We start from the raw sequence: 24,249 nt of genomic DNA on the forward strand, positions 1-24,249 counted from the left end.
CGCCTGATGAACTACTTCACATCCTGAATACGTTTGATCAAATCTTGGTGATCTTTACCGTAATTATCCCTTACTGACTGCGTGGCTTTATAGAAAACATCAGTATCAATATCATGGAACTGAACACCATTGGCTTTCATAGTTTCCAGTGATTTCGCATTATAGGCTTCCCACAATTTACGCTGTTCTACCTGCGCTTCTTTCGCGAGCTTAATAATGAGATCCTGATCTTCTTTTTTCAATTTATCCCATTTCGTTTTCGAGAACAGGAATAGCTCAGGAATAATAAAATGTTTGCTCCAGGTGTAGTTTTTAACCACCGGTAAATAGTTGTGCGCCACAAACGTTGGCGGGTTATTTTCCGTGCCATCAATTACGCCGGTCTGCATGCCGCTAAACACTTCGCTGACCCCCATCACAATGGAGTTCGCGCCCATCGCTTTTAAGGTATCCAGCGCGATTGGGCTGGCCTGCACGCGGATTTTCATCCCATGTAAATCTTCTGGCTTGATAACCGGATTTTTAGTGATCAGGTTGCGCGTACCTGCATCCATCCAACCAAGGAATACCAGTCGTGATTTACTGTTTGCGGTCAGACGGTCGCCAATCTCCTGGCCAATCATCCCGTCCAGCACCTTATGCATATGGTCTTCATCGCGGAAAATATACGGCAGGGTAAAGACATTAATTTCAGGGAGTATGGCGGCAACTGGGGTCATTGAGACGCGAATAATATCGATGGCGCCTAATTGCGCTTGCTCAATCATCTGTTTCTCATCGCCTAATACGCCACCGGGAAAGGTTTTAATCTCCAGACGCCCGTCGGTCGCTGCACTGAGTTTTTCCCCCATGTGCTTCACGGCAACAACGTTCGGGTAATCAGCCGGATGCACATCAGCGGCGCGGAAGGTTTGGGCTAACGTGGTATGGCTGGCCAGCAAGACTGACGCGCCAATACACAGGCTTAACAGGTTTTTTGTCAGTTTCATTTGTCCTTCTCCAGAAGTTCATAATTTCCATTAATAGAAATGGTATGCAGAGCAAATGACTGCCGGAATTAAAAATGGGCAGCGAGAAACTTTTTTAACGACGTTACCTGCGCAGACTAGCTGGTGTAACAATTTATTTCGATGACTGCCTTCACAAAAAAACGTCAATGCTAATAATTTTTAGCACACTGTTTCATTTTTGCAACGGAGATCGTTTTATTGAGAAAAAACAAAAGGCGAGAACGGGATATGTTAATACTTTACCCCGTTAGTATTTCAATAAAATTAAAACAAAAATATTGCGAGGGAATATCTTCGAATGAAAAAGAAAAATGCCGAATGGCTGTACCCGCACCATTCGGCAGAGAAACGAAACGGTTATTGCCAGCCGTAACGGCGGCTATAAAAACCTTTCACTAATTGGGTCAACGTCATGTAACCCGCCAGAATCGCAATCAGCCACGGGAAGTAGCTCAGCGGCAATGCCTGCAATTGCAGGTAGCTCGCCAACGGGGAGAATGGCAGCGCAATCCCCACCACCATCACCACCAGCGTCATCAGCATCAGCGGCCATGCGGCGCGGCTCTGGATAAACGGTACGCGGCGGGTACGGATCATATGCACAATCAGCGTTTGTGACAGCAGCCCCACCACAAACCAGCCCGACTGGAATAACGTCTGATGCTCTGGCGTATTGGCATGGAAGACAAACCACATCAGGCAAAAGGTCAGAATGTCGAAGATCGAGCTAATCGGTCCAAAGAACAGCATAAAGCGCCCCAGTTCGGCGGGATTCCAGCGCTGTGGTTTTTTGATCTGCTCTTCATCGACGTTATCAAACGGAATTGCCACCTGGGATACATCATACAGCAGGTTCTGGATCAGTAAGTGCAACGGCAGCATTGGCAGGAACGGCAGAAATGCGCTCGCCACCAGCACGCTAAAGACGTTACCAAAGTTGGAGCTGGCCGTCATTTTGATGTACTTCAGCATGTTCGAGAAGGTTCGACGCCCTTCGATCACCCCTTCTTCCAGCACCATCAGGCTCTTTTCCAGCAGGATGATATCCGCCGCTTCACGGGCAATATCGACCGCACCATCGACGGAGATACCAATGTCCGCCGCGCGCAGCGCCGGGGCATCGTTGATGCCATCGCCCATAAAGCCGACCACGTGGCCTTCGCGTTTGAGCAGGGTCACTATGCGTTCTTTGTGCATTGGCGTCAGGCGGGCAAACAGCGTGGTGCGCTGGGCAAGCCGGGCCAGCTCGTCGTCGCTCAACCCTTCAATGTGGCTACCAATCACCACCTCACCCGCGTCCAGACCGACTTCATGACACACTTTTGCCGCCACCAGTTCGCTGTCGCCGGTGAGGATTTTTACCGTAATGCCGCTGGCCTTCAGCGCCTTCAGCGCCGGGGCGGTAGTCTCTTTCGGTGGATCGAGGAATGCGATGTACCCTTCGAGGATCAGATCGGACTCATCAATACGCTGGTAGTCCCCTTCACGCGCGGGCAGGTATTTGGTTGCCACTGCCACCACGCGTAGCCCCTGACGGTTCAGCGTGTCGGTCACGCGCTTCACCCGACGCAGCATGTTGTCGTCCAGCGGAACAATTTCACCGTTGTGGCGCACCTGGGTACAGACGTTGAGGATCTCCTGCAGCGCGCCTTTGCACACTAACTGGTGAACATCGCCCACTTCTGCCACCACCACCGACATGCGGCGGCGTTCGAAATCAAACGGGATCTCATCGATTTTCTGCCAGCGGGTCGAGAGTTGACGCGCCGATTCTTCATCCACACCGTCCAGCACCGCCGTATCCAGCAGGTTCTTCAGCCCGGTCTGATAATGGCTGTTCAGCCACGCAGAATGCAGAACGTGCTCGCTGGGTTTACCGGAGATATCGGTATGATTCTCCAGCACAATTTTATCCTGGGTCAGCGTACCGGTTTTATCGGTACACAGAATATCCATCGCACCAAAGTTCTGGATGGCGTCGAGGTGCTTAACGATAACTTTTTGTTTTGACAGCTTCACCGCCCCGCGCGCCAGCGTTGAGGTGACGATCATCGGCAGCATTTCTGGCGTTAAGCCTACTGCCACGGACAGGGCAAACAGCGCCGCTTCCCACCAGTCGCCTTTGGTGTAACCGTTGATAATCAGCACAATCGGCGCCATCACCAGCATAAAGCGGATCAGCAGCATGCTGACGCGGCTGATCCCTTTCTGGAATGCATTCTGCTCGCTATCCTGCTCGGTCACGCGACCCGCCAGCTGTCCAAACCAGGTGTTCGCCCCGGTAGAAATGACGATCGCCTGCGCCGTACCGCTCACCACGTTGGTGCCCATAAAGCACAGGGTATCGCACTCCAGCGGGTTGCTTTGCTGCGGGTCACGGCTGGTCGCCACCTTCTCAACCGGCAGTGACTCACCGGTCAGCGAGGCCTGCGCGACAAACAGATCGCGCGCCTGAACGATGCGTAAATCCGCCGGGATCATATCCCCCGCCGCCAGCTTGATAATGTCGCCGGGCACGAGCTGATCGATAGGCAGTTCAACCCAACCGTTTTCGCCGGTCTCGTTAATCACCCGCAGGACCGTGGCGGTGTTGCTGACCATCGCTTTTAGCGCATCCGCCGCTTTGGTGGAGCGCGCCTCCTGCACAAAGTTCAGCAGCGTCGAGATAATCACCATCAGGGCAATCACGCCTGCGGCAAACAGATCCTCGGTGGCATAGGAAATCCCGCCCAGAATGGTGAGCAGAATATTAAACGGGTTGCGGTAACAGACCCACAGATGTACCCACCACGGCGACGGTTTCTGCGCCGGCAGCTGGTTTTCGCCATGCTGCTCACGGGCGCTTTCCACTTCCGCGGCGTTCAAGCCTTCAGGGTGGGTATTAAAGGTTTTCCACAGCGTCTCTTCGTTCATCAGCGCCATCTTCAGGCAATGTTCACTCAGAGAAGGCGGAATAGGCGTGCTGGCAACGGTCTGGGCGTTTGGCAGCGGATCACGATGCACCAGACGATGCGGTAAATGGCGGTTCAGCCGGGCAAACAGCTGGCGGGTGATATTTTTAAACATAGGCAGTCCCTCTGCGCCGGTATCAACAGGCGCAGTGAATCCTTCAGGCGTGGCAAAGCCTTGCCTGATGGCAATCATAAAATCACAACAGGGACGTCAGAACGTCACTGTCTTACGTTTCCGGTAAGACAGTGAATGCAGGCTTACCGGAAAGGGGTTTTTCTCCGTTTCGGGAGAGGGGTGGGATCGGGATCCATACAGCCTCCGGTAAGTGAATGATTTGCCCCGCGCATTATAGGGATAAATCTATAAGGTTCGTGGCAATTATGGCGGTATGATAAAGCACAGAAACTAAACCAAACGTATACCAGACTTTGCCCATTGCGCTGAGCATGAGTAAAGTTATTCTCTTTTGGCATAACTTCACACGCGACACGGGAATACAGGATGCAAAATCGGCTGACCATTAAAGACATCGCCCGCTTAAGCGGTGTGGGAAAATCAACCGTTTCCCGCGTCCTCAACAATGAAAGCGGCGTCAGTGAGCGCACCCGCGAACGCGTTGAAGCGGTGATGAATCAGCACGGTTTTTCCCCTTCCCGCTCTGCCCGTGCCATGCGTGGGCAAAGTGACAAAGTGGTGGCGATTATCGTCACGCGACTGGATTCGCTTTCCGAGAATCTGGCCGTGCAGACCATGCTGCCCGCCTTCTATGAGCAGGGCTACGACCCGATTATGATGGAAAGCCAGTTCTCGCCGGAGCTGGTGGAAGAACACCTGGGTATGCTCCGACGCCGCAACATTGACGGCGTGGTGCTGTTCGGTTTTACCGGTATTACCGAAGCGATGATCGCCTCCTGGCAGGACTCCCTGGTGCTGCTGGCAAGGGATGCTAACGGTTTTGCCTCGGTTTGTTATGACGATGAAGGCGCAATCCATACCCTGATGCAGCGTTTATACGATCGCCAACACCGCCATATTAGTTTTCTTGGCGTTCCCCACAGCGACGTCACCACCGGTCAACGGCGTCATGCCGCCTACCTGGCCTTCTGTAAAAAACATCAACTACATCCTGTTGCGGCCCTGCCGGGTCTCGCCATGAAGCAGGGCTACGAACACGCTGCCGATGTCATTACCCCAGAGACCACCGCCTTAGTGTGCGCCACGGATACTCTGGCTCTTGGGGTCAGCAAATATTTGCAGGAGCAGCGCATTGAACATCTGCAGCTGGCGAGCGTGGGCAGCACACCGCTGATGAAATTCCTCCATCCGGAGATCGTCACCGTCGATCCCGGTTACGCCGAAGCCGGTCGACAGGCGGCGTTGCAGTTGATCGAGCAGATCAACGGCCGCAGCGAACCCCGACAGATCGTCATTCCCGCCACCCTTTCCTGATCGCTTTCTGAGCGCTAATTTGTGATCTTCGCTGCGTTTCGGGAACGTTCCCATTTTTAAATATCCAGCGAAGATATACTCTGGCGCCAACAACAAGAACGTTGCCGGATGGCGACGCTAACGCCTCTTATCCGGCCTACGGGGAAGACACTTCATCATGAGCAAAGTAAAACAAGCAGACATCGACCGGCTGGTAGAGCTGGTTGGCGGGCGCGACAATATCGCCACGGTGAGTCATTGCATCACGCGCCTGCGTTTTGTGCTGAATCAGCCCGCGAATGCCAGACCGAAAGAGATCGAGCAGCTGCCGATGGTCAAAGGCTGCTTCACCAACGCCGGGCAGTTTCAGGTAGTGATTGGCACCGAGGTGGGCGACTACTACAAAGCGCTGCTGGCCACCACCGGACAGGCCAGTGCCGACAAAGAGCAGGCGAAAAAAGCCGCGCGACAGAACATGAAATGGCACGAGCAGCTGATCTCACACTTCGCGGAGATCTTCTTCCCCCTGCTGCCCGCGCTGATCAGCGGCGGCCTGATCTTAGGTTTTCGCAATGTGATCGGCGATCTGCCGATGAGCAACGGTCAGACGCTGGCGCAGATGTACCCGTCGCTGAAAACCCTCTATGACTTCCTGTGGTTGATCGGGGAAGCGATCTTCTTCTATCTGCCGGTCGGCATCTGCTGGTCAGCGGTGAAGAAAATGGGTGGCACGCCGATCCTCGGCATCGTGCTGGGCGTCACGCTGGTTTCACCGCAGCTGATGAACGCGTATTTGCTGGGCCAGCAGGTGCCGGAAGTGTGGAACTTCGGCCTGTTTACGATCGAAAAAGTCGGCTACCAGGCGCAGGTTATTCCTGCTCTGTTGGCAGGTCTGGCGCTGGGATTGATTGAAACGCGCCTGAAACGCCTCGTCCCGGATTACCTGTATCTGGTGATCGTCCCGGTGTGCTCGCTGATCCTCGCGGTGTTCCTCGCCCACGCGTTTATTGGTCCGTTTGGTCGCTGGATTGGCGATGGTGTCGCCTTTGCCGTGCGTCATCTGATGACCGGCAGCTTTGCCCCGATTGGCGCAGCGCTGTTTGGCTTCCTGTACGCCCCGCTGGTGATCACCGGCGTGCATCAAACTACGCTGGCCATTGATATGCAGATGATCCAAAGCATGGGTGGCACGCCGGTGTGGCCGCTGATTGCACTGTCAAATATCGCCCAGGGCTCGGCGGTAATAGGGATTATCATCGCCAGCCGCAAGCAAAACGAACGTGAAATCTCGGTACCTGCCGCTATCTCCGCCTGGCTCGGCGTGACCGAACCGGCAATGTACGGCATCAACCTGAAATACCGCTTCCCGATGCTGTGCGCAATGATCGGTTCCGGCCTCGCCGGTCTGCTGTGCGGCCTGAACGGCGTGATGGCGAACGGGATTGGCGTCGGCGGTATACCTGGCATCCTCTCCATCCAGCCGACTTACTGGCAGGTATTTGGCCTGGCGATGGTCATCGCGATTGTTATCCCGATGGTACTGACCTCGTTCGTCTACCAGCGTAAATACCGTCAGGGTACGTTACAAATTGTCTGACTCTTTTTTGGGGTGCCATTGCACCCCTCCGCATTTGCAGGAAACCACAATGACTATTCCACACTGGTGGCAACACGGCGTTATCTATCAGATTTACCCCAAGAGTTTTCAGGACACCACCGGCAGCGGCACCGGCGATTTGCGCGGCGTTACGCAGCGTCTCGACTATCTGCAAACGCTGGGCGTTGATGCAATATGGTTGACGCCGTTCTACATTTCGCCACAGGTTGATAACGGCTACGACGTTGCAGATTATATCTCCGTTGACCCGGCCTACGGCACGCTAGATGACTTCGACGAACTGGTGGCGCAGGCGAAAGCGCGCGGCATACGCATTATTCTTGATATGGTGTTTAACCATACATCGACGCAGCACGCCTGGTTTCGTGAAGCGCTGGATAAAGACAGTCCGTATCGTCAGTTCTATATCTGGCGTGACGGTACGCCTGAGGCCTGCCCGAACAACTGGCGCTCCAAATTTGGCGGCAACGCCTGGGACTGGCACGCCGCAAGCGAACAGTATTATCTACACCTCTTTGCCCCGGAACAGGCCGACCTGAACTGGGAAAATCCGGCGGTTCGCGCCGAGCTGAAAAAAGTGTGTGAGTTCTGGGCCGATCGCGGCGTAGACGGACTGCGCCTCGACGTGGTGAATCTGATCTCCAAGGATCAGGACTTCCCGAGCGATCCTGACGGTGATGGCCGCCGTTTTTACACCGATGGTCCGCGCGTGCATGAATTCTTACGCGAGATGAACCGCGATGTCTTCACCCCACGCAGCCTGATGACAGTGGGTGAAATGTCCTCCACCACGCTCGAACATTGCCAGCAATACGCCGCACTGGACGGCAGCGAATTGTCGATGACCTTTAACTTCCACCACCTGAAAGTCGATTACCCGAATGGTGAAAAGTGGTCGTTAGCCAAACCGGATTACGTGGCGCTGAAAACCCTGTTCCGCCACTGGCAGCAGGGGATGCACAACGTCGCGTGGAACGCGCTGTTCTGGTGTAATCACGATCAGCCGCGCATCGTTTCACGTTTTGGCGATGAAGGACAATATCGCGTACCGGCCGCCAAAATGCTGGCGATGGTGCTGCACGGGATGCAGGGCACGCCTTATATCTATCAGGGCGAAGAAATTGGCATGACCAACCCACATTTTCGCCAGATTACCGATTATCGCGACGTCGAAAGCCATAACATGTTTGCCGAGCTGAATGCTAGCGGGCGTGATGCCGACGAGCTGTTGGCGATCCTCGCCAGTAAATCCCGCGATAACAGCCGCACGCCGATGCAGTGGGACGGAAGCCAACACGCGGGCTTTACCCAGGGGGAGCCGTGGATCAACCTGTGCGACAACGCGGCGGAGATCAACGTTGCTGCAGCGCTAAGGGATTCCGATTCGGTGTTTTACACCTATCAGAAGCTGATTGCCTTACGCAAAACAGAACCGATTCTCACCTGGGGCGATTATCAGGATCTGTTGCCGGACAGTCCGCATGTCTGGTGCTATCAGCGCGAATGGCAGGGACAACGGCTGCTGGTCGTTGCTAATCTGAGCAACGCCTTCCAGCCCTGGCAACCGGCGAACACTCGCGACAACTGGCAGGTGTTGATGCACAACTATGACGAGGTCGCCCGCCAGCCCGGCGCGATGACGCTACGTCCTTTTGAAGCTATCTGGTGGCTGCAAAAATAGCTTGCAATTAGCATCAAGCCCGGCGCGTATAGCGCTGCCGGGCTTCACGGCATACGCTCAACTTACCCGTCTGTTTTTGCTGAATAATTAATCAGAATTTTCTACGGGCAATTTACAATCGCTGTACTGCCCGTCATCTGTACGCTCTGGTTTTTACTTTGAGCTACATCAATAAAATCGCAAACATCCTTGATGCAAATCACTACATATAGAACTTAAAATGCACGCCGACCCAATATGTTGTATTAATCGACTACAATTGCTACAACGCCATTTCCCTCGGTAGCGGTGGAAATGTGGATAAATGGGGTCTGAATTACGGGAAGTCATTGACCAGAGAGATGAATAAACCAGTGAGTGCTTCCCCCCCTCTGTGGATAACCTGTTCTTATAATGTTCTTATAAATATGGAGTGATCATGACACCGCATGTGATGAAGCGTGATGGCTGTAAAGTGCCGTTTAAATCAGAGCGCATCAAAGAAGCCATTCTGCGTGCAGCTAAAGCAGCGGGAGTCGATGACGCAGATTACTGTGCCACCGTCGCAGAAGTCGTTAGCAGCCAGATGAATGAGCGCAGCCAGGTCGATATCAACGAGATCCAGACAGCGGTGGAAAACCAGCTGATGTCTGGCCCGTACAAACAACTCGCCCGTGCGTACATCGAATATCGCCACGACCGTGATATCCAGCGTGAAAAACGTGGCCGCCTGAACCAGGAAATTCGGGGTCTGGTTGAGCAAACCAACTCCGCGCTGCTGAACGAAAACGCCAACAAAGACAGTAAAGTGATCCCAACCCAGCGCGACCTGCTGGCCGGTATCGTCGCCAAACACTATGCGCGCCAGCACCTGTTGCCGCGTGATGTAGTTCAGGCACACGAGCGCGGTGATATTCACTACCACGATCTCGATTACTCGCCGTTCTTCCCGATGTTTAACTGTATGCTTATCGACCTGAAAGGCATGCTGACGCAGGGCTTTAAGATGGGTAACGCGGAGATTGAGCCGCCAAAATCCATCTCCACGGCGACCGCGGTCACCGCGCAGATTATCGCCCAGGTTGCCAGCCACATTTACGGCGGCACCACCATTAACCGTATCGATGAAGTTCTCGCGCCTTTCGTCACCGAGAGCTTTAACAAGCACCGTAAAACCGCAGAAGAGTGGCAGATCCCGGATGCCGACGGCTATGCGCATTCCCGTACCGAGAAAGAGTGCTACGACGCATTCCAGTCCCTCGAGTATGAAGTGAACACGCTGCATACCGCCAACGGCCAGACTCCATTCGTCACCTTTGGCTTTGGCCTGGGGACCAGCTGGGAATCACGGTTGATCCAGCAATCTATTCTGCGCAACCGCATTGCCGGTTTGGGTAAAAATCGTAAAACCGCCGTGTTCCCGAAACTGGTGTTCGCGATTCGTGACGGTCTGAACCACAAGTTTGGCGATCCAAACTACGACATCAAACAGCTGGCACTGGAATGCGCAAGCAAGCGTATGTATCCGGACATCCTGAACTACGATCAGGTCGTAAAAGTGACCGGTTCGTTCAAAACCCCGATGGGCTGTCGCAGTTTCCTCGGCGTATGGGAAAACGAGAACGGCGAACAGGTTCACGACGGGCGTAACAACCTTGGCGTGATTAGCCTCAACCTGCCGCGTATTGCGCTGGAAGCACACGGTGATGAAGCCACCTTCTGGAAACTGCTCGACGATCGCCTGGTGCTGGCGCGCAAAGCGCTGATGACCCGTATCGCGCGTCTGGAAGGCGTAAAAGCGCGCGTGGCGCCAATCCTGTATATGGAAGGTGCCTGCGGCGTGCGTCTGAAAGCCGACGATGATGTGTCTGAAATCTTTAAAAACGGCCGGGCGTCGATCTCTCTGGGCTACATCGGTATTCACGAGACCATCAACGCGCTGTTTGGCGAAAAGCATATGTACGACAGCGAGCAGCTTCGCGCCAAAGGCATCGCCATTGTTGAACGCCTGCGTCAGGCCGTCGATAAATGGAAAGACGAAACCGGCTATGGCTTCAGCCTGTACAGCACGCCAAGTGAAAACCTGTGCGACCGCTTCTGTCGTCTGGATACCGCCGAATTTGGCGTAGTGCCGGGCGTGACCGACAAGGGCTACTACACCAACAGCTTCCACCTCGACGTGGAGAAAAAGGTTAACCCGTACGACAAAATCGATTTCGAAGCACCGTATCCACCGCTGGCGAACGGCGGCTTCATTTGCTATGGCGAGTACCCGAACATTCAGCACAACCTGAAAGCGCTGGAAGACGTCTGGGATTACAGCTATCAGCACGTGCCGTATTACGGAACCAACACGCCGATCGATGAGTGCTACGAGTGCGGCTTTACCGGTGAATTCGAATGCACCAGCAAAGGCTTCACCTGCCCGAAATGCGGTAACCACGACGCTGCCCGCGTGTCAGTCACCCGTCGCGTCTGCGGTTATTTAGGCAGCCCGGACGCACGTCCGTTTAACGCCGGTAAGCAGGAAGAAGTGAAGCGCCGCGTGAAGCACTTAGGTAACGGGCAGCTCGGTTAATTTCCGTTTACAAAGACCGTAGGCCTGATAAGACGCAATCGCGTCGCCATCAGGCATCACAATGTTGCCGGATGGCGGTGCAAGCACCTTATCCGGCCTACATTCTTTCTGGACATCCTCTATGCGATATCATCAATATTACCCCGTCGACATCGTCAACGGCCCCGGTACGCGCTGCACCCTGTTTGTGTCTGGATGCGTGCATGAATGCCCAGGCTGCTATAACAAAAGCACCTGGCGTCTGAACTCCGGCGAGCCGTTTACCAAAGAGATGGAAGATAAGATCATTGCCGATCTCAACGATACGCGGATCCCTCGCCAGGGGATCTCGCTGTCCGGCGGCGATCCGCTGCATCCGCAAAACGTGCCGGATATCCTGAAACTGGTGCAACGCATTCACGCTGAGTGTCCGGGGAAAGACATCTGGGTATGGACCGGCTACAAGCTTGATGTACTTAACGCCGCGCAAATGCAGGTGGTGGATCTCATCAACGTGCTGGTCGATGGCAAATTTGTACAGGATCTGAAAGACCCGGCGCTGATCTGGCGCGGCAGCAGCAACCAGGTGGTACATCACTTGCGATGATCGCTAAAGCCGTTTGTTTGCATCGTGATAGACGGCTGAATGTTCTCGCTTGCCTACCGCGACAACAAACACAATCACAACTTCATCCCGAACCTGGTACACCAGACGATAGCCGGACGATTTAAGCTTAATTTTATAGCAGTCAGGAAGACCGTTTAAACGGGCAGAGTCAATTCTGGGGTTCAATAGCACATCAGCCAACTTTTTCTTAAGCTGAGCCTTCACTGTATCGCCCAGCTTATGCCACTCTTTTAAGGCCCTCGGGTCGAATTCCAGTTCATAAGTCATCCAGACTAACCTTGATTCCCTTTTGCGGACTAGACAGCCTCTCCCGAACTGTCTGAATCAGTGCATCTTCACTATCGCTAAGAGTGACGGTTTTCACTGGCATGCGCCCCGTTTCTGCGACGTACTGGAACAGTAATCGCACGGCTTCCGTTGGAGTAATGTTCAGTTTATCCAGCACGGCATAAGCCTCATTTTTGAGTTTGTCATCCAGACGGACGTTCAGCGTGGCCATTATGCCTCCGGTAGAATCGAATGTGTAATGCAGTTTAGCATTACATTCGCATTACATCGAATTATGGATAACACCTCTCAAAAACGACTGACGCACTCCATGGCAACCGTTTTGAACTCGGTAAAATTCTGACACGCACAGAGCCGCGTCATGGCGCGTTCACGCAGGAAGGTGACGAAAATATCGTAGATGGCCATCGCTTCTTCATACTCGCTTTTACTAATGGCCAGCAAGAAGATCACATGTGCGGTTTCGTCTCCCCAGGCGATGCCCTGCGGGGCGAGCACCGTATAGACCACCGTTTTTTTAGCCAGCAAACCGAGGGAGTGCGGCAGCGCAATGCTATCACCCAGCAGGGTGCTGACGATGGCCTCGCGCTCAACGACGGAGTCGAGAAACTCCGCATCGACAAAGCCTTCATCGTGCAGCTGGCCGCATAACGTGTTGAACAGCGTCTGTTGATCCATCGGTTCGTCAATAATGCGAAAATGGGCGGCGTCGAAGAACTTGTTCAGCATCCACGGGCGGGTGCGATCCACCAGCACCAGCTTACCAATTTGCTCCAGTTGATAATCAGTGGGGAACGGGGCGATCATCACCACGGGCTTATCTTTTTCATTTATTCGTGCGGTAGAAATCACGAAGTCTTCGCTGATGGCGTCCCGTTGTTCGTAGTCGCGCAGCGTCACGGTGCCGACAATCTCAATCTGCGGATATTTACGCGCCAGCACCGCTTCAATCATGCGCGCCATGGCGTTTCCTGCGTCACAAACCAACAGCACACGAGGCTGTCGCTGGTAACCGATGTTGTAACTACGTTCCAGCCCAACGCCAATGTGCAGCACGAGGAAGCCAATCTCATTTTCGCTAATGGTATACGGGGTGTATTTCCCCCACCCCGACACGGCGGCCAGCGTCATATCCCATGCCATCGGATAGTGCTGTTTAATATTTTCCAGCAGCGGATTGGGGATCATGATCTGGTAGCGTACCCGGGTGATCATGGTCTTAATATGAGTCAGTAGATCGGCATGCAGTTGCCGATCGTTCATCAGGTTGTAATTGTACTGCGTGTTGATAAAACGCAGGATGTAATTGACCAGCGCTTCGTCATCGTCAGCGTTAATCGTGCTGGGGGCGATATCCTGTACCTGACGGGCGGCGATATGTACCTTCAGCCAGTTCTCCTCAAACACGGAGAGTGGTTTGTCTGCCAGTTGGTGCAGGACCGAAGCAATTTCCCGCGTCGCCAGGCACACCTCATGTTCCACCTCTTCTGCGGTAAATTCCGGCAGCGGATAGCCCTCGCTAATCCGGCGTACCGCCACCGCACAATATAAGCGCAGAAAGAGCTCTCCTTCGTCGGTCAGGCGAATATGAAAGCGGGTGAAAATATCCTGTAAAACCGGCTGCAGCTGTTGCGGGACGCCCGCATTGAGCGCCTCTTCCATCACCAGTGGATGGGCCGGGTCCTGCTGCGCCAGCGTCCACAGAAGATCGGTCAGACAGGCGCGGATCGCCATCTCACTGCCAAACAGCTTCATCCCATGTCGGGGGCGCGTTTCCAGCGTCAGTCGATAGCGTTGCAGGTGCTCACGCACGTCTGCCATGTCGTTTTGCAGCGTCGCCCGGCTGATGAACCATTCATCAGCTAAATCTTCCAGCTTCAGCGAAAAAGCCGATGTCAGAAAACGAACCACCAGCCAGTGTACCCGCTCCTGGCTGGTACGCGGAATGCGCAGCAACCGCTCGGGCTGCTGCGTTTGTAACGTCTGGTAGCGTGCCGGATCGTCAATTTTCAACTGATAACCGTTGCCCCGGCTAAGGACAAACTGCGCGCCATACGGGGTGAGAAGCGCGTTCAGCGCGGTAATATCCGCCCTGACCGTGCGTGTGGAAACCGACAACCGCTGCGCCAGCTCATCCTGCGGCAGCGCCTCGCTTTGCAGCATGCCAAACAGCTGCGCTAAACGTTGGTTGGGGAATCGCACGTCAGTTTCCTCACTAATCAGTTAACCTACGCAGGCCCGGGTCATTGCCAACAGCTGGCGCACATCGTCAGGCCGGGTGTTGCCGCTCACCTTATCAATAATAGAACTATAAATGTGAGGAATGATTTTGCTCACGCCGGCATCAAGGGCAATCTGCAGAATCTCAGTAAAGTTGTCCAGGTCGATACCGCCCGTAGGCTCCAGCCAGAAGTCATGCCGGGCGCAGGCTTCAGCCACCGCCTGATATTCGTCGCGGCATTGCAGACCGCCCATCGGAAAGTATTTAATCGAGCTGCCGCCCATGTCTTTCAGCAGTGCAATGGCGGTTGCCACCGGTACCACACCATCTGCTGACTGGCTGCTGAGCGGGCCGGTGGAGATCTTCACCCAGCCCGGCGTACCGGTTGGCGAAACCAGACCGTTGACCACCGTTTGAGATTGCCCCAGCAGCGCCCGACTGGTCGCCACGCCGGTAAACACCTGATTGACGTGCTGCGGCTGCACCTGACGGGAAATTTCACTAACCATCGCCGACTGGTTCGGATCGCCCGCCCCGAGACCAACGGACAGCGCATTGTCGATAAGCGCCGCGTATTCACGCATATCCGCCACCGCGCTTTCAACGCTCGGGTAATTTTTGGACAGCACACCGACCAGCACATGGCCTTCGGCCGCCGCGTAAATATCACTGGCGTTCTCTTTTGACCCCGCCAGCACGTTCAGGCAGACGCGATCGCGATAAAAGTTAGGCGTCAGTTTCATACTTTTTTCTCCTGCCCGGTCACGTCCGCAATACGACGCGCCACTATCTCCAGCTGCGCGCGGTCTACACTGCGCACGTCCGCTTCAATAATGCCTTCGTTGGCTTTGTAGCCGCGGAAGTAGATCGCATACTCGCCCTGCTTAAGCGCCTCAACCAGCTCGCCGGTGGCGATCCCGGTTACCGCTTCGTCAAACTTAATTTCGGTACGCGCAATGTCGCGCCCTGCGCTGTCCCACACCACCCGCGCACTGACGCCATTGAAGGTATTCAGCGTATTAATAAACGGCGTCATTTTTTCGACCATCTCCGCGCCGCTCTCTTTCTGCGCGCTGAGGTACAGTTCAATGGCGCAGGTCAGCCCGAGAATGCCCTCTTTGCCGACCTTCATCGCCCGGCCAATACCTGCCGTCTGGCGTTTCACCCACTCCACATATTGTGTTTTACCAATCACCAGGCCGCTGGTTGGCCCTTCGATCGCCTTGGCGCCGCTGTAAATCACCAGGTCCGCACCGACACGGTAGTAGCACTGCAAATCTTCTTCCGCCGCTGCATCCACAATCAGCGGCAGATTATGCGTACGTGCGACCACGGCGGCCTGCTCTACGCTGAGCATGCTTTTTTGTACGCAGTGGTGCGATTTGATATACAGAATGGCCGCCGTGCGCGGCGAGATGGCGGCTGTCAGCTGCGCCGCCGAGCATTCATTGGCGTAGCCGGCCTCGACTAACTTGCCACCGCCAAGCGCCACCATGCTGCCAACCGGTGCGCCAAAGTTGACGTTATGGCCGCGAGGCAGCACGATTTCGTTGTTGTCGATTGGTGTGGCGTGCAGGTTTTCCAGCAGCCAGTCGCTGTCTTTTACCAGCACAGCCGCCACTGACAGGGCAATCCCCGCCGAGGCACAGGACACCACCGTGGCGCCTTCCACCTCGAGCAACTTCGCGATGTAGTCTCCGGTTTTATTGACCAGATCTTTCATTTCGAAGTACTGATTCATCCCCGCCATCGCGGCCTGTACCACTTCGGGTCGCGGCGTAGAGACCCCAAGCGCAGTCATGCGCCCAGAGGTATTAATAACCTGTTTTAAATGGTATTTCTCAAAAATCGAAGGCATGTTCCACGCTCCCTTGTTCGGTCATATAGCCCTTGCCTGCACGTATTGCAGCAAGCGGTACCAGCAGTTGTTCAGCCTGCAGGCTGTCGTTTTCGGCATCGACCAGCACGGCGGGCTGGCGCTTCAGCGTAAAGAGGGTGAGATCGGCATCCAGACCGACCTGAAGTCGGCCTTTATTTTTCAGGCGCAGGCCGTCGGCGGCACTGGCGGTCACGCACTCAATGACCTGCGGGAGCGACATACCGATGGCGAGAAATTTCGACATCACGTTGGCCAATGAATGCACCGGGCCGCTGATGCGGTTGCGGCAGTAAATATCTGAGCTGATGGTGTGCGGCAAAATGCCTAAGCTGATGGCGCGTTTCGCCACCGCAAAGCTCAGACTGGCGGTACCGTGTCCAACATCGAGGCGTACGCCGCGCGAAATCGCCCGCGTTACCGAGGCCCGTAACTCGCCTTCTGGCGTCAGAATACGGTTCGGTTTGCCGTTATAGCAGTGGGTAATAATGTCGCCCGCCGTCAGGCGTTCGGCGACCTCATCCAGATCCGGCGGGTTGTTACCGATGTGCACCATTAGCGGCAGGTCACCATTCTGCGCTTGCATCGCTTTGGCGTGGTCCAGCGGGATAATGCCATTTTCACCGACCACGCTGCTGCTCATCCGCGCCTTCAGGCCGACAATAAAATCCGGGTGACGTTGCACCGCCTGCTTCACCGCGTCAGCGTCGATATTAGCCATATTGGCCAGCTCGTTTTGCGCAATCAGCCCCACGCGGGAAATATTCAGCAAGGCATAAACATCGGTGGTCGCTTCACGGGTTAAGGTATAGAAATCATCAATATCATCAGCGCCGGTGCTACCGGCATCCACCACCGTGGTGACGCCGGTGGCAATCCCGATGCTGTCAGGCTGGTCATGATAAATCGGGGATTTCGGGTAGCAGTGGACGTGAGAATCAATCCACCCGGCGCTGACGTAGCACTCACCGCGTAAATTGACGGTTTTCACCGCCGGATCGGTTATCTCGCCCAGCGCCGCAATTTTGCCGTCCTTGACCGCAATATCGCTCACCGTATCGTCTACCAGACGCGCATGGCGCAGGAGTAAATCAAACATCACACTCTCCTGTAGAAAGAGGAAATCGGTTGCCGGATGGCGACATAAATGTCTTATCCGGCCTACAACGAGTACGATGCTGTAGGCCTGATAAGCGCAGCGCCATCAGGCAATTAGCTAATCGCAATCGGGAAGATGGAACCGAGGATCATGGCCCCAAGGATCGCACCGCCGGTGATCGGTTTCTGCCACAGGTAAAACAGCAGCGCCCCGGCCAGAGAACCGACGCCGATAGGGATGGAAGCCGTCATCGCGCTGAGGATGATCAGCGGTCCAAGGAAGCGACCTGAGGCGTTACCGGCTCCCATCATCACGTCCGCCCCGTAGGTCGAATCGCTCTGATTGATGGTGAACTTACGCGCCAGAATGATGATGTAGCCAATTGCCAGGCCAATCACCAGACCGGTGACCAGCGAGGCAGCAAAGTTAGCGACCGGGAAAATAATGCCAGCCCCCAGCAGCAGTGCCGGCACGCCCAAACCAACGCCGGTCTGGATGGCCCCGCCGATGTCCAGGATACCCACCAGCGAACCTTCAATAATGCGGGCAAACAGGAAGCTCGCACCAAACGCCGCTACCGCCCCGTAAGAACCGGTGTCCATTCCCGCTTTCAGCATTGCCACAAAGGCCACTTCGTTAAACGCACCGATGCCATACAGGTAGTACATGTGCGTGCCGGCAAAGACGCCGGAGGAGAGCAGTCCCACGAAGATCGGGAACGACCAGTCGGCGAACCAAAAACCTTTATTCTGTTCCATTGTGGCCTCCGTTATTTGCCGCTGAGTGAGTTGTGGATCAGTTCCAGCCAGTTAGGCACGGTCAGATGGAAGGATTCGATCATCTTCATATCGAAGCCGCGGAAGAAACCACTCAGCACGAACAGCGCCACGATCGCCACCATCATCACTTTAGTGACGTGGTTCCAGCCGCTCTCTTCGACGCCTTTACCAATCAAAATACCGAGCACCAGACCCGGTACGGCGTTGCCCATTATCAGCTGCGCCGCGCCGCCAAAGACGGTCGCCCAGAAACCCGATTTCTTCCCGGCATCGATTGCCGCCAGCCAGAAGATCACCGGCATCACGGTGTTGACCAGCAGGTTTGCCGCCGGTACCAGCACCTTCACGGCAGTAACCTGCAGCGCCGCCGGTACGGATGACGCGGTCAGGTTCAGGAAGGTCACGACAATCATGCCAATCACGCCACAGGCAATCGCCATGCGTCTGGGGTCATGCAGCGTCTCACCGACATTACGGTTTTTGAGCATCAATGCCGCCGCACCCCAGTTAGGGATGATGCGGTGGTCAACGTCCTGCGTGAACGCCCCCGCCGCAACGGATGAAGCCCAGGCGTTAAAGAAGAAGCCCAGGCCGAATGAGAAGTGAGAAGCAGGATCCCCTTCACAGGAATTCAGCTCCCCCAGAGTACGAAACGCGCCCATCCCCTGAGAGGTAGGCGCATGAAACATGCGTGCAGCCCCAGCGCCGACACCTACGCCAACCAGCGCGCCGATGATGAGCGATTTTATTAATATTATCAGGAACATAATTATGCCTTTTAATAGTGAATCAGCGTTGCGTGACGAAATCCACCTTCTCAAGATTGATGGCAGTCACGTTGACGGTCACATCCAGCTCCACGCTGAAAGTGCGTCTTTCGCGGCGCAAAAATAGGAATAAAAACGCCTCTTTACGCACCGTTTCACGCGCTTGAACAACCTGCACATCCTGTGGCTCAATACGCAGTAAGATATGCGGTGACCCTTTCATCACCGCGGCCTGAACGTGGTTCAGGGCATCGGCAAAGGCGCGCGCTTTGGCGTCACCCTTACCCGTGACTCTCACCGTTGTGGTGAATTGCTCTTTCATACTTAAGCGCCGTATTTCTTTTGCCACGCCTGCACCAGGCGCTCGCCGAGCTCTTCTTTGTCCATAAAGCCGAATCCCAGCACGTTACAACCTTCGTTGATGGCGGTGACGCCCTCTTCAACCGAGCGCATACCGTATTTGGCTTTGTAACCATATTTGGTCTGCGCGGTGATAGCCCCCGCGCCGCCGCTGCCGCAAAACGAAATGCCAAAGGTGGCATTTTCCGCTTTCATCATGTCACCCAGCTTCATATCTGCCGCCACGCCCGGTACCACGACCGCACGTCCGCCTGCTTTCTCAACGCCTGCCGCCACTTTCTGGCCTTTACCCAGACGATCGCCAATCACCACAGTAATCTGTTCCATCTTGTGCTCCTTAAAGGTTCTCTTTTGCGACTTCGAAATGTACCGACAGCAGCCAGGCCTCTTCTTCAGGAAGGTTGCCAAACTCCGCCACGATGTCGCGGGCAAGTGCCATTGATTCGGCTGAAATTTCATCAAATAAGCTGGCATCAACGTCGGGTAAAGGCTCACCCGTCACCGAGCGGTGCGCCATGGCGCGAACATGCGATGTCAGCATTTGTTCCTGTACGGCATTGGGAATGATGTGGCGTGCGCGCAACAGGGCATACACCTGCGCCAGCATGCGTTCGGCCAGTTCACCAGACGGTGTCACCGATTCCCCCCTGTCATTCATTACCGCTCCGTTATTCACTCGTCATACCCCACTAATGGCTCTAAGCGTAAACTAACGGTGGAGGTTAAAAGTTTGTAGCGAGTTGTTTTCCACTTCGAAGTGGAAAGACGGGTGGGGATGGCGATCTGTGTCGCATTTTGGGGAAGTATCGAAACACTATAGGTACTAATGATAGAAAAACAAAAAAACATAGTTTTATTGAATTCATTAATCCATTAGTTACCTTGAATATTATTGCTCTTTCATCGGGCATCAACAGATGATATATTTTTGACAAATGGTAAAAGGAGTTAACATGAAAACATTATCACCTCGACATTCATCAGGAAAGGCTAAACCATCTAAAAATGGTGAAGTTAATACTGTAACTGTACAAATCAGCAGAGAAGATAAATATATATTAACCGTTGGCTTTGAAGTTAATTACCCTGAGGCATTTCATAATAATGTACTTAATCTGTCTGTAGATTTTGGACATGCCTTCTTTTATGTCACCAGACGCCCAACCCTGTCTGACTACGATATCGTTGATACATTTTTCAGTTTTGGTCCGGCAGAACTCGGCGAGAGTGGAAAGATAACTGACGAGTATAATGGAGAAAGACCGGGAAATACAAAATATGAAATCACAGAAAAAACCAAAATGTTCCGACTGCGTATTTCTAAAGAGCAGGCGGAAAAAATAAAGATGAACAGCACTGAATTCACTAAAAAAGTCGATAACAAAACCATTTTTTATGATACATCGTTAAACAATACCTGTGCAGAAACGGCAAGAGATATTCTATCAACCAGTCGTGTATCAACTCCTGATGGTCATGGTTCGGTTATTGGGACAGGTAATAACGTTGTCGATATAGCGGCATACAGCCTTGCGCTGGTTAATCCTTATATGTGGTTTAAAAATTTTCAGGCGACCTGGGGCGATCCTATTTCCTGGTATGAAAAAACAGGAAAAATAAAAGCTCAACAAGGCGAAGAAAAAGATGAAGACGGATACAGGATTAAACTATATAAATCATGGGTTCTTTCTCCCGGTGATTCAGATCTTTTACCCGAAGATAAAAGGCAGGTAATACATGATGATATAAGGGAGTAATCAACATGCGCCTATTACTTTTGTTCATATTATCACTCCCATTTTTCTTTTCCGCAGTTCATCGTCCAAAAGAAAACGCATTAGAGGAAATTAATGATGAGGTGCTCAGACCAAAGGAGAGCAAAGAACAATATATTTTTAGTGCACAGGAAAAAGATGAACTTATCACAGGAATAAACCTGTGGATTGATCTTATCGCCAACAAGTCTCCAATGATAACTCAGGAACTCGTTTCATTTTTTGATGAAATAAGGAAAACATATCCTAAAAAAGGTCCCTCTGATGGTATTTCGGCTGAGAAATTAACGAAGTGGGGAAGGATATATTTATTCCTAAGGATGGATAAAAATCTGAAAGGGAAAAACTCTGGTAACATCTCCATTTCTGATACAGAATTTAACATTATTTTCCCCAATTTTAGTCAGGATAACTTTAGAAAAGATCTTGGATTACGATTTATAAACAAAAATAAAAAAGTAAATAGCGACTGTGCCAGACTACAAAAAGATGGAACCTGCATAAATACCTATACCAGTATTTATTATGAATATAAATACCAATCGATCAAACACCCAAACATTCTTATTACCTTTGGCATGGGAGATAAAGTTGAGAAGAACAACGATGGTGGCGTGTACCCCAAAAAATTTTCCAGCATCTTTATTGAGATGAAACCCAACCAATAAATAAGAACATTAAGTATCCTGAGTTCATATTATAAAATCCCATCAGATGCTCACCATTAAGAGCACCTGATGGGGATAGATAATAATAAATTAGCGGAACTTCTTGTGGTTTTCGTTGCGCGTGGTTTTCAGGTCTTCCGCAACGGCTTTTGCCTCTTTGACTTTACCTTCGTTCGCCAGTTTTAACGCGCCGTCGATCTGGCCGATCAGCGTGTCAAAGCCGTGACGGAAATCTTTCATCTCCGGGCTGTCCGGGGATTTAGTTTCCAGCTTCGGTGGCGTTCCTTTTTGTGCATCCTGCGCGGCTGCACGCATTTTGGTTAACGCGTCTTTCAGTTCAGTTGCGTTATCCGTTTTTTCCACGATTTTCAGGTTGTCGTTGAGGATCCCCATATCGTCTTCGAGATCGGCTGCAAACGCAGATGAACCTAAAACCAGCGTTGAAGCCGCGACGATCGCTAACAGGTGTTTACGCATTGCTCACTTCCTTTTTTATTATTAAGAATAACGCCAGATACCCGTAATAATTCACGCCGCAGCTCGAAGTATGACGGGTATTACTGCCCGGCGATTTTCATCTCCGGCAGTAGCACAGAACCACACTGTATATTACTGCGCGTTTCAATATCGTTACCGACGGTGACAATATTGCGCCACATGTCTTTCAAGTTACCGGCGATGGTGATTTCACTCACCGGGTACTGAATTTCACCGTTTTCGACCCAGAAGCCAGCCGCGCCGCGCGAATAATCGCCGGTGATACCACTCACGCCCTGCCCCATCAGCTCGGTTACGACCAGACCAGTGCCCATCTCTTTGAGCAACTGCTCGAAGCTTAGACCTTGTCCGGGAATACGCCAGTTATGAATACCACCGGCATGACCGGTGCTTTTCAGTCCCAGCTTGCGGGCAGAATAGTTGGTCAGCAGCCACTGAGTCAGGACGCCGTCTTTGATAATATCGCGACGTTCCGTACGCACGCCTTCGCTGTCGAACGGCGAAGAGGCCAGCCCTTTCAGCAGATGCGGGTGTTCTTCAATGGTCAACCATTCCGGCAGAATTTGTTGGCCCAGCGAGTCCAGCAGGAAGGTAGATTTACGATACACCGAGCCACCGGCAATGGCCCCGACCAGGTGTCCGAACAGGCCGGTCGCCACTTCATTGGCGAAAATAACCGGTGCTTTCATTGTGGACAGTTTACGCGGTGACAGACGGGATAAGGTGCGGCGCGCACAGTCGGCCCCCACCCATTCCGGCGTTTGCAGATCGCCGATTGCGCGGCCAATGGTGTAGGCGTAGTCGCGTTCCATATCGCCATTTTCTTCGGCGATCACGCAGCTGGAGAGAGAATGACGCGTGGAGCAGTAGCCCTGCAGCATACCGTGGCTGTTACCAAACACTTTGATGCCGTAGTGGCTGTTAAAGCTGCCACCTTCGGTGTTAGTAATGCGCTTATCGGCCTGCAACGCCGCTTGTTCAGCACGTGCCGCCAGTTCGATGGCTTCGTCAGGCGAGACTTCCGCCGGGTGGAACAAGTCTAAATCTGGCGCATCAAAGGCCAGCAGTTCTTTATCCGCCACGCCTGCGCACGGGTCCGGCGAGGTGTAACGAGCAATATCCAGCGCAGCCTGCACGGTACGCGCAATCGCCTGTGGACTTAAATCGGTGGACGACGCACTACCTTTACGGTTCTGGTGATACACCGTAATGCCCAGCGCCCCGTCGCTGTTGAATTCTACGTTCTCCACTTCACCATAACGGGTGCTGACGCTAATACCCGTCGTCTTGCTTACGGCGACTTCTGCACCGTCCGACTGAGCTGATGCTAATTCCAGTGCTGTCGAGACTGCTTCTTCCAGAATCTTACGCTGCGCTTCAACTTGTGAGATTACTTTCATCGCAAATGCCATAATGTAGAGAGAGTTTCTCTGAAGTCTAACAGAGAACCGTTTTTCAGTGCGCATCTTAACTGGTAACATTAGCCTCTTTTTTTAAGGAGCCTGACATGACTAAGCAGCCCGAAGACTGGCTCGACGACGTTCCCGGTGATGACATCGAAGACGAAGACGATGAAATTATCTGGGTCAGTAAAAGTGAAATAAAACGTGACGCCGAGGAGTTAAAGCACCTGGGCGTGGAACTGGTAAAACTGGGGAAAAACGCGCTGGATAAAATCCCGCTCGATGCGGATTTACGTGCCGCCATTGAGCTGGCTCAGCGTATTAAGATGGAAGGCCGTCGCCGCCAGCTGCAGCTGATTGGCAAGATGCTGCGTCAGCGCGATGTCGATCCTATCCGTCAGGCGCTGGATAAGCTGAAGAACCGTCACAACCAACAGGTTGTAATGTTTCACAAGCTGGAGCAGCTGCGCGATCGTTTGATCGTTGAAGGTGATGATGCGGTAGCGGAAGTCCTCAGACTGTGGCCGCACGCCGATCGCCAACAGCTTCGTTCTCTGGTTCGCAATGCGAAGAAAGAGCAGGAAGGCAATAAGCCGCCGAAATCAGCACGTCAGATTTTTCAGTATTTGCGTGAGTTGGCAGAAAACGAAGTCTAATTTCTC

The 24,249-nt window shown here is 53.3% G+C and carries 24 protein-coding genes; 8 read left to right on the top strand and 16 right to left on the bottom strand.

What is annotated here, in order from left to right; genetic code table 11:
• Positions 1 to 11 precede the first annotated feature (11 nt).
• From AC3ITF_RS19655 to mgtL, 3 genes are all read right to left on the bottom strand, one after another.
• Positions 12 to 989 carry a TRAP transporter substrate-binding protein gene (locus AC3ITF_RS19655; protein WP_096758508.1) on the bottom strand — a complete coding sequence of 326 codons (978 nt, stop codon included), beginning with the start codon at positions 987 to 989 and terminating at the stop codon, positions 12 to 14.
• Positions 990 to 1,367: 378 nt separating this feature from the next.
• Complete coding sequence (gene mgtA, locus AC3ITF_RS19660; protein WP_096759475.1) at positions 1,368 to 4,076, bottom strand: magnesium-translocating P-type ATPase; 2,709 nt, start codon at positions 4,074 to 4,076, stop codon at positions 1,368 to 1,370.
• A 143-nt stretch (positions 4,077 to 4,219) separates the two neighbouring features.
• Positions 4,220 to 4,492 (bottom strand): mgtA regulatory leader peptide MgtL, encoded by a 273-nt coding sequence (gene mgtL, locus AC3ITF_RS19665; protein WP_370317568.1) that lies wholly within the window; start codon positions 4,490 to 4,492, stop codon positions 4,220 to 4,222.
• Between mgtL and treR the strand changes: the two genes are divergently transcribed.
• The 5 genes from treR to nrdG all read left to right on the top strand — a co-directional run bounded on the left by treR (position 4,464) and on the right by nrdG (position 11,832).
• A complete protein-coding gene (treR, locus tag AC3ITF_RS19670; protein WP_117342399.1) occupies positions 4,464 to 5,411 on the top strand; it encodes a trehalose operon repressor TreR in 948 nt (315 codons plus the stop codon). The two genes, mgtL and treR, sit on opposite strands and share 29 nt — an antisense overlap.
• Before the next feature lie 157 nt (positions 5,412 to 5,568).
• The gene (gene treB / locus AC3ITF_RS19675; protein WP_161959012.1) at positions 5,569 to 6,987 is read left to right on the top strand and encodes a PTS trehalose transporter subunit IIBC; all 1,419 of its coding nucleotides are present in this window, start codon (positions 5,569 to 5,571) and stop codon (positions 6,985 to 6,987) included.
• 49 nt (positions 6,988 to 7,036) lie between these two features.
• A complete protein-coding gene (gene treC, locus AC3ITF_RS19680; RefSeq protein ID WP_135912663.1) occupies positions 7,037 to 8,689 on the top strand; it encodes an alpha,alpha-phosphotrehalase in 1,653 nt (550 codons plus the stop codon).
• 418 nt (positions 8,690 to 9,107) lie between these two features.
• A complete protein-coding gene (nrdD, locus tag AC3ITF_RS19685; protein ID WP_115259574.1) occupies positions 9,108 to 11,246 on the top strand; it encodes an anaerobic ribonucleoside-triphosphate reductase in 2,139 nt (712 codons plus the stop codon).
• Positions 11,247 to 11,367: 121 nt separating this feature from the next.
• Positions 11,368 to 11,832: an anaerobic ribonucleoside-triphosphate reductase-activating protein gene (nrdG, locus tag AC3ITF_RS19690; protein WP_489175957.1), complete on the top strand. Its 465-nt coding sequence runs from the start codon at positions 11,368 to 11,370 to the stop codon at positions 11,830 to 11,832.
• 3 nt (positions 11,833 to 11,835) lie between these two features.
• Here nrdG and AC3ITF_RS19695 read toward each other — a convergent pair whose 3' ends face one another.
• The 11 genes from AC3ITF_RS19695 to AC3ITF_RS19745 all read right to left on the bottom strand — a co-directional run bounded on the left by AC3ITF_RS19695 (position 11,836) and on the right by AC3ITF_RS19745 (position 19,901).
• Positions 11,836 to 12,120, bottom strand: a complete 285-nt coding sequence (locus AC3ITF_RS19695; RefSeq protein WP_000220581.1) for a type II toxin-antitoxin system RelE family toxin — start codon at positions 12,118 to 12,120, stop codon at positions 11,836 to 11,838.
• A complete protein-coding gene (locus tag AC3ITF_RS19700; protein WP_115259576.1) occupies positions 12,110 to 12,352 on the bottom strand; it encodes a type II toxin-antitoxin system RelB/DinJ family antitoxin in 243 nt (80 codons plus the stop codon). Before AC3ITF_RS19700 ends, AC3ITF_RS19695 begins: the two co-directional genes overlap by 11 nt.
• A gap of 77 nt (positions 12,353 to 12,429) precedes the next feature.
• Positions 12,430 to 14,343, bottom strand: coding sequence for a BglG family transcription antiterminator (locus AC3ITF_RS19705; protein WP_489175958.1), 1,914 nt, complete (start codon positions 14,341 to 14,343; stop codon positions 12,430 to 12,432).
• A 21-nt stretch (positions 14,344 to 14,364) separates the two neighbouring features.
• Positions 14,365 to 15,105: a 2-dehydro-3-deoxy-phosphogluconate aldolase gene (dagF, locus tag AC3ITF_RS19710; protein WP_174360793.1), complete on the bottom strand. Its 741-nt coding sequence runs from the start codon at positions 15,103 to 15,105 to the stop codon at positions 14,365 to 14,367.
• A complete protein-coding gene (locus AC3ITF_RS19715) occupies positions 15,102 to 16,220 on the bottom strand; it encodes a DgaE family pyridoxal phosphate-dependent ammonia lyase (RefSeq protein ID WP_146717607.1) in 1,119 nt (372 codons plus the stop codon). Before AC3ITF_RS19715 ends, dagF begins: the two co-directional genes overlap by 4 nt.
• Positions 16,204 to 17,337 (bottom strand): amidohydrolase/deacetylase family metallohydrolase, encoded by a 1,134-nt coding sequence (locus AC3ITF_RS19720; RefSeq protein ID WP_174360794.1) that lies wholly within the window; start codon positions 17,335 to 17,337, stop codon positions 16,204 to 16,206. Before AC3ITF_RS19720 ends, AC3ITF_RS19715 begins: the two co-directional genes overlap by 17 nt.
• 113 nt (positions 17,338 to 17,450) lie before the next feature.
• Positions 17,451 to 18,095 (bottom strand): DUF4310 family protein, encoded by a 645-nt coding sequence (locus tag AC3ITF_RS19725; RefSeq protein WP_096758519.1) that lies wholly within the window; start codon positions 18,093 to 18,095, stop codon positions 17,451 to 17,453.
• 11 nt (positions 18,096 to 18,106) lie between these two features.
• Positions 18,107 to 18,883 (bottom strand): DUF4311 domain-containing protein, encoded by a 777-nt coding sequence (locus tag AC3ITF_RS19730; protein WP_096758520.1) that lies wholly within the window; start codon positions 18,881 to 18,883, stop codon positions 18,107 to 18,109.
• Between the two features lie 22 nt (positions 18,884 to 18,905).
• Entirely contained in the window at positions 18,906 to 19,205 is a 300-nt protein-coding gene (locus AC3ITF_RS19735; RefSeq protein ID WP_096758521.1) for a DUF4312 family protein, read from the bottom strand.
• A gap of 2 nt (positions 19,206 to 19,207) precedes the next feature.
• Positions 19,208 to 19,570, bottom strand: a complete 363-nt coding sequence (locus AC3ITF_RS19740; protein WP_096758522.1) for an SFCGS family glycine-rich protein — start codon at positions 19,568 to 19,570, stop codon at positions 19,208 to 19,210.
• Positions 19,571 to 19,580: 10 nt separating this feature from the next.
• Positions 19,581 to 19,901: a glycine dehydrogenase gene (locus AC3ITF_RS19745; RefSeq protein ID WP_115259581.1), complete on the bottom strand. Its 321-nt coding sequence runs from the start codon at positions 19,899 to 19,901 to the stop codon at positions 19,581 to 19,583.
• 295 nt (positions 19,902 to 20,196) lie between these two features.
• Here AC3ITF_RS19745 and AC3ITF_RS19750 point away from each other — a divergent pair, with 295 nt between their 5' ends.
• Together AC3ITF_RS19750 and AC3ITF_RS19755 are read left to right on the top strand one after the other, a co-directional pair.
• Positions 20,197 to 21,000, top strand: coding sequence for a hypothetical protein (locus AC3ITF_RS19750; RefSeq protein WP_135912667.1), 804 nt, complete (start codon positions 20,197 to 20,199; stop codon positions 20,998 to 21,000).
• Between the two features lie 5 nt (positions 21,001 to 21,005).
• Positions 21,006 to 21,686, top strand: a complete 681-nt coding sequence (locus AC3ITF_RS19755) for a hypothetical protein (protein WP_489175959.1) — start codon at positions 21,006 to 21,008, stop codon at positions 21,684 to 21,686.
• Positions 21,687 to 21,776: 90 nt separating this feature from the next.
• On the opposite strand, the gene cybC is transcribed toward AC3ITF_RS19755, so the two are convergent.
• Positions 21,777 to 22,163, bottom strand: coding sequence for a cytochrome b562 (cybC, locus tag AC3ITF_RS19760; RefSeq protein WP_135912669.1), 387 nt, complete (start codon positions 22,161 to 22,163; stop codon positions 21,777 to 21,779).
• An 80-nt stretch (positions 22,164 to 22,243) separates the two neighbouring features.
• The gene (pmbA, locus tag AC3ITF_RS19765) at positions 22,244 to 23,596 is read right to left on the bottom strand and encodes a metalloprotease PmbA (protein ID WP_096758525.1); all 1,353 of its coding nucleotides are present in this window, start codon (positions 23,594 to 23,596) and stop codon (positions 22,244 to 22,246) included.
• Positions 23,597 to 23,691: 95 nt separating this feature from the next.
• Here pmbA and yjgA point away from each other — a divergent pair, with 95 nt between their 5' ends.
• Positions 23,692 to 24,243, top strand: a complete 552-nt coding sequence (yjgA, locus tag AC3ITF_RS19770) for a ribosome biogenesis factor YjgA (protein ID WP_115259582.1) — start codon at positions 23,692 to 23,694, stop codon at positions 24,241 to 24,243.
• The last annotated feature ends 6 nt before the right edge of the window (positions 24,244 to 24,249 follow it).

Source organism: Citrobacter sp. KH_055_1, assembly GCF_057838705.1.

Coding starts and splice junctions, on each gene's coding strand:
- AC3ITF_RS19755 (WP_489175959.1), top strand. CDS start 21,006: ATGCGCCTATTACTTTTGTTCATATTATCACTCCCATTTTTCTTTTCC.
- AC3ITF_RS19725 (WP_096758519.1), bottom strand. CDS start 18,095: ATGGAACAGAATAAAGGTTTTTGGTTCGCCGACTGGTCGTTCCCGATC.
- nrdG (WP_489175957.1), top strand. CDS start 11,368: ATGCGATATCATCAATATTACCCCGTCGACATCGTCAACGGCCCCGGT.
- pmbA (WP_096758525.1), bottom strand. CDS start 23,596: ATGGCATTTGCGATGAAAGTAATCTCACAAGTTGAAGCGCAGCGTAAG.
- AC3ITF_RS19740 (WP_096758522.1), bottom strand. CDS start 19,570: ATGGAACAGATTACTGTGGTGATTGGCGATCGTCTGGGTAAAGGCCAG.
- cybC (WP_135912669.1), bottom strand. CDS start 22,163: ATGCGTAAACACCTGTTAGCGATCGTCGCGGCTTCAACGCTGGTTTTA.
- treC (WP_135912663.1), top strand. CDS start 7,037: ATGACTATTCCACACTGGTGGCAACACGGCGTTATCTATCAGATTTAC.
- dagF (WP_174360793.1), bottom strand. CDS start 15,105: ATGAAACTGACGCCTAACTTTTATCGCGATCGCGTCTGCCTGAACGTG.
- mgtL (WP_370317568.1), bottom strand. CDS start 4,492: ATGTCTTTAATGGTCAGCCGATTTTGCATCCTGTATTCCCGTGTCGCG.
- yjgA (WP_115259582.1), top strand. CDS start 23,692: ATGACTAAGCAGCCCGAAGACTGGCTCGACGACGTTCCCGGTGATGAC.
- treR (WP_117342399.1), top strand. CDS start 4,464: ATGCAAAATCGGCTGACCATTAAAGACATCGCCCGCTTAAGCGGTGTG.
- AC3ITF_RS19730 (WP_096758520.1), bottom strand. CDS start 18,883: ATGTTCCTGATAATATTAATAAAATCGCTCATCATCGGCGCGCTGGTT.
- AC3ITF_RS19735 (WP_096758521.1), bottom strand. CDS start 19,205: ATGAAAGAGCAATTCACCACAACGGTGAGAGTCACGGGTAAGGGTGAC.
- AC3ITF_RS19655 (WP_096758508.1), bottom strand. CDS start 989: ATGAAACTGACAAAAAACCTGTTAAGCCTGTGTATTGGCGCGTCAGTC.
- AC3ITF_RS19695 (WP_000220581.1), bottom strand. CDS start 12,120: ATGACTTATGAACTGGAATTCGACCCGAGGGCCTTAAAAGAGTGGCAT.
- AC3ITF_RS19715 (WP_146717607.1), bottom strand. CDS start 16,220: ATGCCTTCGATTTTTGAGAAATACCATTTAAAACAGGTTATTAATACC.
- AC3ITF_RS19745 (WP_115259581.1), bottom strand. CDS start 19,901: ATGAATGACAGGGGGGAATCGGTGACACCGTCTGGTGAACTGGCCGAA.
- AC3ITF_RS19700 (WP_115259576.1), bottom strand. CDS start 12,352: ATGGCCACGCTGAACGTCCGTCTGGATGACAAACTCAAAAATGAGGCT.
- nrdD (WP_115259574.1), top strand. CDS start 9,108: ATGACACCGCATGTGATGAAGCGTGATGGCTGTAAAGTGCCGTTTAAA.
- AC3ITF_RS19720 (WP_174360794.1), bottom strand. CDS start 17,337: ATGTTTGATTTACTCCTGCGCCATGCGCGTCTGGTAGACGATACGGTG.
- treB (WP_161959012.1), top strand. CDS start 5,569: ATGAGCAAAGTAAAACAAGCAGACATCGACCGGCTGGTAGAGCTGGTT.
- mgtA (WP_096759475.1), bottom strand. CDS start 4,076: ATGTTTAAAAATATCACCCGCCAGCTGTTTGCCCGGCTGAACCGCCAT.
- AC3ITF_RS19750 (WP_135912667.1), top strand. CDS start 20,197: ATGAAAACATTATCACCTCGACATTCATCAGGAAAGGCTAAACCATCT.